Source organism: Nocardia sp. No.11 (assembly GCF_038752175.1).
In the GTDB taxonomy this organism is placed as follows: domain Bacteria; phylum Actinomycetota; class Actinomycetes; order Mycobacteriales; family Mycobacteriaceae; genus Nocardia; species Nocardia canadensis.
On the sequence record NZ_JBCGFB010000172.1, the window covers coordinates 1 to 9,902 of the forward strand.

Annotated in this window: 10 protein-coding genes and 2 pseudogenes; 10 read left to right on the plus strand and 2 right to left on the minus strand. The window is 68.8% G+C overall.

Annotated elements, in window-relative coordinates:
* Positions 1-278 (plus strand): annotated as a pseudogene (locus V8688_RS29620) (TPM domain-containing protein); the annotation flags it as partial.
* Positions 279-323: 45 nt separating this feature from the next.
* Positions 324-1,142 carry a MerR family transcriptional regulator gene (locus V8688_RS29625; RefSeq protein WP_218721596.1) on the plus strand — a complete coding sequence of 273 codons (819 nt, stop codon included), beginning with the start codon at positions 324-326 and terminating at the stop codon, positions 1,140-1,142.
* A 9-nt stretch (positions 1,143-1,151) separates the two neighbouring features.
* On the opposite strand, the gene V8688_RS29630 is transcribed toward V8688_RS29625, so the two are convergent.
* Both V8688_RS29630 and V8688_RS29635 read right to left on the minus strand, forming a co-directional pair.
* Positions 1,152-2,420 carry an acyltransferase gene (locus V8688_RS29630; protein ID WP_342802174.1) on the minus strand — a complete coding sequence of 423 codons (1,269 nt, stop codon included), beginning with the start codon at positions 2,418-2,420 and terminating at the stop codon, positions 1,152-1,154.
* 128 nt (positions 2,421-2,548) lie between these two features.
* Positions 2,549-3,934, minus strand: coding sequence for a glycine--tRNA ligase (locus tag V8688_RS29635; protein WP_316573924.1), 1,386 nt, complete (start codon positions 3,932-3,934; stop codon positions 2,549-2,551).
* 234 nt (positions 3,935-4,168) lie between these two features.
* Between V8688_RS29635 and V8688_RS29640 the strand changes: the two genes are divergently transcribed.
* From V8688_RS29640 to V8688_RS29675, 8 genes and pseudogenes are all read left to right on the plus strand, one after another.
* Complete coding sequence (locus V8688_RS29640; protein ID WP_218721590.1) at positions 4,169-4,519, plus strand: metalloregulator ArsR/SmtB family transcription factor; 351 nt, start codon at positions 4,169-4,171, stop codon at positions 4,517-4,519.
* A gap of 4 nt (positions 4,520-4,523) precedes the next feature.
* On the plus strand, positions 4,524-4,973 hold the full coding sequence (locus tag V8688_RS29645) for a Fur family transcriptional regulator (RefSeq protein WP_218721588.1): 450 nt from the start codon (positions 4,524-4,526) through the stop codon (positions 4,971-4,973).
* Positions 4,974-5,101: 128 nt separating this feature from the next.
* Entirely contained in the window at positions 5,102-5,392 is a 291-nt protein-coding gene (locus tag V8688_RS29650; protein ID WP_218721587.1) for a hypothetical protein, read from the plus strand.
* On the plus strand, positions 5,392-7,248 hold the full coding sequence (locus V8688_RS29655; RefSeq protein WP_218721585.1) for an alpha/beta hydrolase: 1,857 nt from the start codon (positions 5,392-5,394) through the stop codon (positions 7,246-7,248). The genes V8688_RS29650 and V8688_RS29655 overlap by 1 nt, the downstream gene beginning before the upstream one ends.
* Positions 7,249-7,253: 5 nt before the next feature.
* Positions 7,254-7,754 carry a hypothetical protein gene (locus V8688_RS29660; RefSeq protein ID WP_342802175.1) on the plus strand — a complete coding sequence of 167 codons (501 nt, stop codon included), beginning with the start codon at positions 7,254-7,256 and terminating at the stop codon, positions 7,752-7,754.
* A 138-nt stretch (positions 7,755-7,892) separates the two neighbouring features.
* Complete coding sequence (locus tag V8688_RS29665) at positions 7,893-8,477, plus strand: DUF3558 domain-containing protein (protein ID WP_255588648.1); 585 nt, start codon at positions 7,893-7,895, stop codon at positions 8,475-8,477.
* 10 nt (positions 8,478-8,487) lie between these two features.
* A complete protein-coding gene (locus V8688_RS29670) occupies positions 8,488-8,868 on the plus strand; it encodes a hypothetical protein (protein ID WP_218721582.1) in 381 nt (126 codons plus the stop codon).
* Positions 8,865-9,902 (plus strand): annotated as a pseudogene (locus tag V8688_RS29675) (hypothetical protein); the annotation flags it as partial. The gene V8688_RS29670 and the pseudogene V8688_RS29675, both read left to right, overlap by 4 nt.

Sequence of the window (9,902 nt, forward strand, 5' to 3'; positions counted from 1 at the left end):
CGCTGGTCAGCGCGCAGACCGCCGCCGACCTGGGTGGACGGGCACTGGAACAGGCGCAGGCGAGCGTGCGCGCGTGGGAATCGCGACAGCCGATGGCGGGCGGTTCGCAGGCCGGGGCGGTGCTCGGCGGCATCCTGCTCGACGGTTTCCTGCGCGGCTCGATCGGCGGCGCGACCCGGCGGGGCGGCGGCGGTTTCGGGGGCGGCGGCGGGTACCGGCCCGGTTCCTACGGCGGGTCGTCCGGGTCGCGCCGGGTCAGCCGGGGTGGCCGATTCTGAGTGCTTGACCCTCACACCGTGTGAGGTTCTACACCGGAAGGCGTCATGTTCAGTATCGGAGATTTCGCCAGACACGGTCAGGTGTCGGTGCGCATGCTGCGCCACTACGACGCCGTGGGGTTGTTGCGGCCGGCCCGGGTCGACCCGGCCACCGGCTACCGGTTCTACACGGCCGCGCAGCTGGCCCGGCTCAACCGGATCGTCGCGCTCAAGGAGCTCGGCTTCACGCTCGAGCAGGTGGGCCGGATGCTCGATCCGGGACCTGCCCCGGAGGAACTGCGCGGCATGCTCACCCTGCGCCGGGCGGAGCTGGAGCAGCGGATCGCGGCCGACCACGCCCGGTTGACCGATGTCGAGGCGAGACTCCGAATCATCGAGAAGGAGGGCGTCATGCCCGAACAAGAGGTGGTGCTCAAGCCGGTCGCCGCGGTGCGGGTGGCCGAATCGACCGGATCGGCGGCGGGTTTCGAGCCACAGGCGATCAGTCCGGTGATCCAGCCGCTGTTCGGCGATCTCGCCGACCGGCTGGCGCAGGCCGGCATCGCGATCGCGGGACCGGCGATCGCCTATTACGACGCGCGCGAGGACGGCACCGTCGGGGTGCACGCCTGCATCCCGGTCGCGGTGGAACCCGAAGCGGCGCCGGGATTCTCGATCGTCGACCTGCCCGCGCTGCCGACGGCGGCCACGACCGTCTACCACGGCGATGTCGCCGGGATCGGCACGGCGTGGCAGGCGCTGGGCCGCTGGGTGGAGGACAACGGCTACCGCACCGCGGCGCCGGTCCGCGAGGTCACCCTGGCGTGGACGCCCGATCCCGCGGGCTGGGTCACCGAGTTGCAGGAGCCGCTCGCGCCCCGCTGACGGTCGGCCTCAGGCGGTCGCGGCCTCGTGATCGGCCCGCCAGGTCAGCTCGGCGGCGACCGCCGACAGCAGTTCGGCGGCCCGCACGCCGCCGCCGAGTCTGCCGATGGTCAGCCTGCCCAGGAAGGTGTAGACGAGGAACGTGACCGCCGCCGAGGCGCCGGTCGAGGGCCGCGGATGCGCGGACAGGTAGACGATCTCGTAGTCGTCGAGGATCAGCCCCGCCGGAGCGCGGAAGGCGGGCACCGTGCCGGTATTGGTGAGCGCGATGTGCCCGGCCGTCGAGTGGACGCGGGTGGGACCGAAGAAGTCGGGAAAATGCAGCACCGACTGTTCGATCACGCCGGTGGCCAGGTCGTCGTGCAGGTGCGTGCCGATCCGGCGGGCCAGGGCGACGAGGTCGTCGGTGTCGACGACATCCGTGGTGAAGGCGGCGAGGCCGGAGATGTTCGTGCCCGCGGCCGCCGCGAGCGGCGGTTCGAGTCGCCTGCGCAGGTCGACCGGGTAGACGCAGCCGACCTGGGTCACGTCGTAGACCGACGCGAACGCGCGCAGCACTGCCGCGGTGACCAGCCCGTTCACACTCACCGCGTGCGTGCGGGCCTGCTCGAGCACACGGGCGGTCTCGGTCGGGTCGAGCTGGATGCGCGCGGGCCTGGCCAGCGCGGGGGTGGCGGGCGGCGACGGCTCGACGAGCCCCACCGCGTCGGCGACGACCAGCGGCCGGGTGACGGTCTCCAGTCCCGAGCACGGTCCGCGTTCGGTCCCCCGCTGCGCCAGCAGCGACTCCACCGACACCGGGTACTCCCGTGGCCCGGCCGCGATCGACCCGGTCTCCACGTGATCGGTGTAGTACCCCCACAGCCGCGCGAACAGCTCCACGCAGTGCCCCGCGTCGGCGACGCTGTGGTGCACGAACAGGGTGACCCTGGCCCGATCCTCCTCGGCCAGCACCACATCCAGATAGCCCAGCTGTGCGGCGGGATCCATCGACTCGGTGGGAATCCGGACCTCGTCGGGCTCGCCGAAACTCACCCACGCGCCGACGGGCTCGATGTGCCCGGGACGCAACAGGATTCCGTTCTCCTCGGCGTCCTCGACGATCCGGCACACCAGGATCGGGAAGGCGCGCTGCAGCGCCGCGAACGCCGCGCCGAGGGCGGCCGCGTCGAGTTCACCGCGCAGGGTCACCGAGCGCCCGGTGAAGGTGGCGTGCCGAACGAATCGTTGTTCCGACGGGTCGAGCCCCCGCAGCACGTCTTCCGGTTCCCACAGCACAACGGAAAGAGTGAGGCACGCGGCCGGGCGACGCAAACCGCCGGGTACGCACTGTGATCACCTCCACGCCCCGCAACGCGAGGAGCCCGCATCGCGCGTGGCGATACGGGCTCTGCGTCGGTCTGGTGTCAGGCGCCGAGGAGGCGGGTGGCGAGGTAGGACTCCACCTTGTCCAGGGCGATGCGCTCCTGCGCCATCGAGTCGCGCTCGCGGATCGTGACGGCCTGATCGTCGAGGGTGTCGAAGTCGACGGTGATGCAGAACGGGGTGCCGATCTCGTCCTGGCGACGGTAGCGGCGGCCGATGGCACCGGCATCGTCGAAGTCGACGTTCCAGTGCTTGCGCAGCTGCGCGGCGAGGTCCTTGGCCTTGGGCGTCAGGTCCGCGTTGCGCGACAGCGGCAGCACCGCGGCCTTGACCGGCGACAGGCGCGGGTCAAGCCGCAGGCTGATCCGCTCCTCGGTGGTGCCCTTGGCGGTGGGCACCTGGTCGACGGTGTAGGCGTCGACCAGGAACGCCATCAGCGAGCGGGTCAGACCGGCCGCGGGCTCGATGACGTACGGGATGTAGCGCTCACCGGAGGCCTGATCGAAGTAGCTCAGGTCGGTGCCCGAGTGCTCCGAGTGCGTGCGCAGGTCGTAATCGGTGCGGTTGGCGATGCCCTCGAGCTCGCCCCACTCGCTGCCCTGGAAGCGGAAGCGGTACTCGATATCGGTGGTGCCGGCCGAGTAGTGCGACAGCTTTTCCTTGGGATGGTCGTAGAGGCGCAGGTTGTCGGGATCGATGCCGAGGTCGGTGTACCAGGCCAGGCGGGTCTCGATCCAGTACTTGTGCCACTCGGCGTCTTCGCCGGGCTTGACGAAGAACTCCATCTCCATCTGCTCGAACTCGCGGGTCCGGAAGATGAAGTTGCCGGGGGTGATCTCGTTGCGGAAGCTCTTGCCGATCTGGGCGATGCCGAACGGCGGCTTCTTGCGCGCGGTGGTCTCGACGTTCTTGTAATTGACGAAGATGCCCTGCGCGGTCTCGGGGCGCAGGTAGTGCAGGCCCTCTTCGTCGTCGACCGGGCCGAGGAAGGTCTTGAGCAGGCCGGAGAAATTCTTCGGCTCGGTCCACTTGCCGGGCTGGCCGGTCTCGGGGTCGTTGATGTCGGCCAGGCCGTTGGCCGGCGGGTGGCCGTGCTTCTCCTCGTACGCCTCGAGCAGGTGGTCGGCGCGGTAGCGCTTGTGCGTGTGCAGCGACTCGACCAGCGGATCGGAGAAGGTCTCGACGTGGCCGGAGGCCTCCCAGACCTGGCGCGGCAGGATCACCGAGGAGTCCAGACCGACGACGTCGTCGCGGCTGGTCACCATGGTGCGCCACCACTGCCGCTTGATGTTCTCCTTCAGTTCGACGCCCAGCGGACCGTAGTCCCACGCCGACTTGGTGCCTCCGTAGATCTCACCGCACGGGTAAACCAGGCCCCGGCGCTTGGCGAGGTTGGCAACGGTGTCCACCTTCGACTTGGGTGCCACGCGAGATTTCTCCATCCCTTGGGAGTCGGACAAGTATGCCGACAAGCGTATCGGCACCGGCCGACCGGTCGTGCACCGCACGGGCGAAGTAGCGCCCCGACGGCCGCTCGACGGCGGGTTCACCGTCGAAACGGTCGTCCGGCGACTGCCGATCGCCCCAGCTCAGCGCGTCACGTTCGACATGCGCACGTCTGCATGTCAAAATGGCATCGGTTTCCATTAAGGAGTTGGTTGATGACCACCGATGCCACGGCCGCACACGCGCACACCCCGTACCACTCCCCCGCCCCCGCCACGGTGCCCGCGCGCCAGGTACTCGAGGACGCGGGTGAGCTGCTGCGCGCGCTGGCCGCCCCGGTGCGGATCGCGATCGTGCTGCAGCTGCGCGAGTCGCCGCGCTGTGTGCACGAGCTGGTCGACGCCCTCGGGGTCACCCAGCCGCTGGTCAGCCAGCACCTGCGCATCCTCAAGTCGGCGGGCGTCGTGCACGGCGAACGCTCGGGTCGCGAGGTGCTCTACGAACTCGTCGACGACCACCTCGCGCACATCGTCGTCGACGCCGTCGCCCACGCCGAGGAAGGGTAATCCGTTGGCAGACAATCCCTCCGGCAAGCAGGTCGGAGTCCGCAGCACCCGGCAGCGCAGCGCGATCTCGGCGCTGCTCAGCGATATCGACGAGTTCCGGTCCGCCCAGGAACTGCACGACGAGCTCCGCAAGCGCGGTGAGGGCATCGGCCTGACCACCGTCTACCGGACCCTGCAGTCGCTGGCCGACGCGGGCATGGTCGACGTGCTGCGCACCGACTCCGGCGAGTCCGTCTACCGCCAGTGCTCGAGCGGGCACCACCACCATCTGGTCTGCCGCCACTGCGGCCGCACCGTCGAGGTCGAGGGCCCGACGGTCGAGGCGTGGGCTGCGACGATCGCGGGCGAACACGGCTTCACCGAGGTCAGCCACACCCTGGAGATCTTCGGCACCTGCCGTGACTGCGTCGACGCGCGCGCCCGCGCACAGAAGGACGAGACCGCGACGGTCTAGTTTTTGTGACTCACATCACATGATGGAACCCTCGGTTCGACAGCTCCGTCCAACCTTCACGAAGAGACCGATCCGCACGGTGGTACCGACGGCCCGTGGCCGCCTCGGCGCCGAAGGAGGGGGCAATCGTGAGCACACTCGGTGTCGAACCCGATCAACTGACAGCGCTGGCGACGACGTGGCGGCAGGAGGCCGACGAGGTCGGCGAGCTCGCCTGGACCGCCATGAGCGAGGCCACCGGCGACGGCAGTGACGTCCTGGCCACCGTCCGCGGCCTGGCCGATCCCGCCCAGCAGGCGATGTCGTCGATCGCGACCAGATACACCACCCTGGCCGGCCTGATCGACAAGTTCTCCGCCGACATCCAGGCCAAGGATGCCGAGATCGCGGGCGAGATCGGGAAGCTGGGATCGCGCTGATGCGCCCGACCCTCCCCCAGCTCGACGGCTGGAATCTCGACGGCCTGCACCGCGCCGCCGACACCGCCCGCGCCAATGCCGATGTGGTGTCCACCGCGGTCGACGACTGCTCACGCGCCGTCTCGACAGCGGGCGGCTGGCACGGCCGGACCAGGGACGCGGCGGGCCGGCGGATCGACGAGGAGGTCGACCACGGCTACGAGGTGCGCACCGTGCTGCTGCGGATCGCCGACGACGCCGACGACGCATATCGGAGCCTGCAGCATGCCCGCGCCTACGTCCTCGATCAGCGGACGCTCGCCGTCGACCAGGGCTTCCAGGTCGAACCCGACGGCCGGGTCTCCCACACCGATCCCGAGCAGGAGGGCGCGGCGGGCGTCTTCCAGCTCAACCTGTTCGGCGGCCTCGACGAGATCGAGCGCCTGGACAGCCGGCTCGGTACCCGCCTGAAGGAATCACTCGCCGACCTGACCGCGATCCGCGACGGCCAGCCCGACATCACCCTCGCCGACGGCACCGTCCGCGACCCCGATGCCGTGGCGATCCAGCTGGCCGCGATGTCGGCCGACGAGCGGGCCACCTACCTGGCCGGCCTGAGCCCGGAGGCACAGCGTCAGCTGGTGATCGCCGCGCCGGAGAAGCTCGGCAATCTCAACGGCGTCCCGTTCGGCATGCGGATCGAGGCCAACGAGATCAACATCCGCAACGCGCTGACGACGGAGAAGGCGAAGCCGGACCCCGACGAATCACGGGTCAGGCAACTCGAGGCGATGCTCGCGCCGATCCCGAACCCCGAGGGCACCAGCACGCTCACCACGGCCGCCGCCGCGACCGGCGACAACGCGACGCCCCGGCTCGACATGGTCGACCGCAAGTTCGTGATGTTCAGCACCGAGGGCAACGGGCGGATGATCGAGATGCTGGGCTCGATGAAGGCGGGCTCGCCCGGTGTCGGCGTGTACGTACCCGGCACCTCCACCAACCTCAACGGTTCCGGCTCCAATCACGTCGCCGCCTGGAATCTCGCCGACCGGACCGACAGCCCCGTCTTCCTGTATATGGAAGGCGATTTCCCGCAGAGCCTGACCAGTCTCGACGACGGTGCGCCGAGTCCCCGGTTCGCGGCCGACATGGCGCCGAAGCTGGTCGAGTTCGGGCACGAGATCGACCGGGAGGTGGGCGCGAATTCCCCGGGCACGCCGGTGACCTATGTCGGCCATTCCTACGGCGGCTCGATCGTGGGCTCCGCCGAGCAACTCGGCCTGCGCGCGGATCGCGTGCTGCACGCCTCGTCCGCGGGGACCGGCGTGTTCGACACCGGCTGGAACAACCCGAACCCGAACGTGCAGCGGTATTCGATGACGGCCCCCGGCGACCTCATCGGGGTGGTGCAGTCGTATCCCGAAGGGGGACTGACTGTTCCGGGCGGTATACACCTGCCGGGCAACCCGCACGCATCCGAGGTACTGGGCGGGGATCCGGACGAGGTGCCCGGCGTCACCCGCCTGGATACCGGCTTCTACAGCGGCAGTTCCGGGGAGCACGCGAACGAGGTCGTGTTCGGCGTCGAGGGGCACGGCGACTACTGGGACGACGCGGGATCGACGGCCTTCGAGAACATCGTCGGCGTCATCAAGGGCACCGACGCCATCGGCTACGTCGAGCGTGGGATCGAAACGGACTGGGTCGACATCGGATTGGGCGACAACGGCAACGGCGGCAGGGAAGCCTTCGACGCCGCGAAAGCGGCCGCCGCGGCTCGCGCTGCGTCGTCGCTGGGCATTCGGATCGACCCCTACGCACACCCACAGATCACGGACAACCCCGGCCTCGGCCCGAGGATCGATGTCGAATGAAGTCGATGACGGTTGCCACCGTAGCCATGGTGGCGGTCACGCTCGCCGGGTGTTCCGGCTGGATCTCCGAGGGTCCGACCAATCAGCAGGTCAAGGACGCCACCGGGTTGACCGTGGCCGACGCGCGCCCCATCGTTGCCGACAATTTCGAGCTCATCTGGCCGAAGCCGATCACCGTCGAACCGGACATGGTCGATGTGGGGTCGGGCTGTCGGACCGACCCGAACTCGCTGCGGTCGGCGGGACCGCCCTGGCACCCTCGGTACGAGCGGCAGGAGCTCAACCCTTCGCAGGAGTTCATCGATCAGGCGATGGCGAATCTCGAGGCGATGACCGCCCGCGGCTTCACCCTCGTGCCCAGCCAGAATCCGGCCGAAGACCCCGTCAGCAGGTATTACCGGGACTCCCGCGGCTTCTCGGTCGCGTCGTCCCGGACGCGTGCGGGCAGGAACGACGAGGAGGTCCGGTTCATCATGGCCTCCACGTCCCCCTGCGCCGCGGAGTGACGGATCGACCGGCACGGTCGGCTGGACCCAGCACCGCGGGCCGTCGGACGACTCGGCCGCGAGATCCGGGTTCCGACTAGACTCTGCACAGCCGTCATCGCTCGGAATAGAGCGCGCAGCTGTCTACACCAGGAGGGGATGGTCGAGATGACAGTGGGAGGCCATGGGTGGAAGGCCGTCGGCATCGCCGCCCTCGGGCTGGTCGTCGCTGGTTGCGGGGGCGGCGAGAGCGGGACGGCCGCGCCGACGACCAGCGGGGTGAGCGTGGCCGCGAGCCCGACCTCGGTGGATGCCGAGGCGAAGGTGTGGGATCCGTGTTCGCTGCCGGATTCGGCGATCAGCGGAGTGGGGTTGAACGTCGGCAGCAAGAAGAAGGACGTCGCGGGCGTCGACTTCACGGGGTGGAAGGTCTGCAGCTGGACCGATGCGGACAAGAAGTACACCTTCGCTGTCATGGCCTCAGAGCACACGCTTGCCGAGTCCCGCCAACGAACCAGCGAATACACCGGATGGACCGATCTCGAGGTCGGAACACACAGAGCGCTCGAGTTCCGGCCAGTCGGTTCCGCCAACGATGTGGCTTGCTACATCTCCGTCGAAATACCCGATGGCTCAGTCGATTTCAAGGTGCAGAATCGTGTCAGTGCGGTGGGCGCGAGCGAGCCGTGCGGGGAAGCGCTACGACTGAGCACGGCATTGGTCCAGTATCTTCCTGCGAGCTGACGGAGGGCAGATGGTTCTCGGAATCAACCCGAATCAGTGGAATCAGCTACTCACTCAAGCGGATGCCGGTGAGCTGTCGCTCGATCCCGAGGTCGGCAGAGACTTGGACCGCGTGTGTGACGACCATCTGGACCGGCTCGAAGAGGTCTACGAACTCGTAGACCGAGTGAAACGCATCGACGGATTCGGTTCGTTCAACTCGAGCCAGGCGCTGGCCAACAAATTCTCACAGACGGCATCCGGCGGGGACCGGGCGCTCGACACAGTGATCCGACAGCACATCGACGCCGTCCAAACGGCGAAAGAGGTTGTCGCCAAAGCGATTGCCAACTTCGTCGCCCAGGACGGCGCCCTCGCCACCGACCTCTCCGCGACCGGAGAACCGGCGTGACCTACGACGAATACAAGAGCAGAGTCATCGCCGCGCAGGAGCAGTGGAACCAGGAGCGCACCGGCATCTACAACCGGCAGCAGCAGGGCAACTACGCCACGATCTTCGGCGGCGACATCCAGCCACCACACATCACCACGCCCGACAGCTATGACAGCATGTCGCTGGCGCAGATGCAGGCGGCCGTGGCGGCGATGAAGCCGCAGCTCGTCGATGACGCGGTGACGGCGTGGGCCAATATCGGAATGAACCTGATGGGCACGTTCTCCAAGTTCAATCAGGAGTTCGCCCGCACGGTCACCGGCGCGAACGGTCACAGCGGGTGGACGGGCGCCGCCGCTTCCGCAGCGGTGGCCGCGGTGAACAACTATGCGGAGCAGTCGATTCCGCTGTCCCAGGCGGCGACGGCGATCAGCTTGAAGCTGTCGGAGATGCGGACCGGGATCGAGGAGACCCAGGCGCTCATGCCGGGTTTGACCTCGCGCGAGTCCGTCACCGGCAAGACCTTGCCCGGTGACGGGGTGATGAAGGTCGACGAGCACAACCAGAAGGAAGCCGAGGACGAGGGCCGCCGCATCCTGCGCACCGTCTACGGCCAGGTGGCTGCCCAGACCGACAACGGCGTCCCCTTCCTGCCGTCGGCGCCGACTATCACGAGCGGTACCGGCGACAACGGCGTGACAGGCGGCAACGGCGGCACGAATACCGGTGGGACACAGGACCGGACAACCGGCGGCACGAACACCGACGGCACCACGCCGGAAACGCCGGGCGAGGGCACCTCCGCCGAGGACTCCGACACCTCGTCCTCGACCACGCCGTCGTCCACCGATACCGGGTCGACCACGGCACAGAGCACCACGCCGCAGTCCACCGCACCGAGCTCGACCACACCGGGTTCGACCACACCGGGTTCGACCACGCCCGGCACCACGACCACCCCGGGGACGACCCTGGGCACGACCGCGCCGGGAGCGGGTCGCCCCACCGGCACCGGGCGAGGCTCGGGCGGCGCACCGGGCGGCGGGTCCCCG

Excerpts from the sequence above, each read along its gene's own strand:
- V8688_RS29660 (WP_342802175.1), top strand. The coding sequence starts at position 7,254 with ATGACGGTTGCCACCGTAGCCATGGTGGCGGTCACGCTCGCCGGGTGT.
- V8688_RS29655 (WP_218721585.1), top strand. The coding sequence starts at position 5,392 with ATGCGCCCGACCCTCCCCCAGCTCGACGGCTGGAATCTCGACGGCCTG.
- V8688_RS29625 (WP_218721596.1), top strand. The coding sequence starts at position 324 with ATGTTCAGTATCGGAGATTTCGCCAGACACGGTCAGGTGTCGGTGCGC.
- V8688_RS29665 (WP_255588648.1), top strand. The coding sequence starts at position 7,893 with ATGGTCGAGATGACAGTGGGAGGCCATGGGTGGAAGGCCGTCGGCATC.
- V8688_RS29670 (WP_218721582.1), top strand. The coding sequence starts at position 8,488 with ATGGTTCTCGGAATCAACCCGAATCAGTGGAATCAGCTACTCACTCAA.
- V8688_RS29640 (WP_218721590.1), top strand. The coding sequence starts at position 4,169 with ATGACCACCGATGCCACGGCCGCACACGCGCACACCCCGTACCACTCC.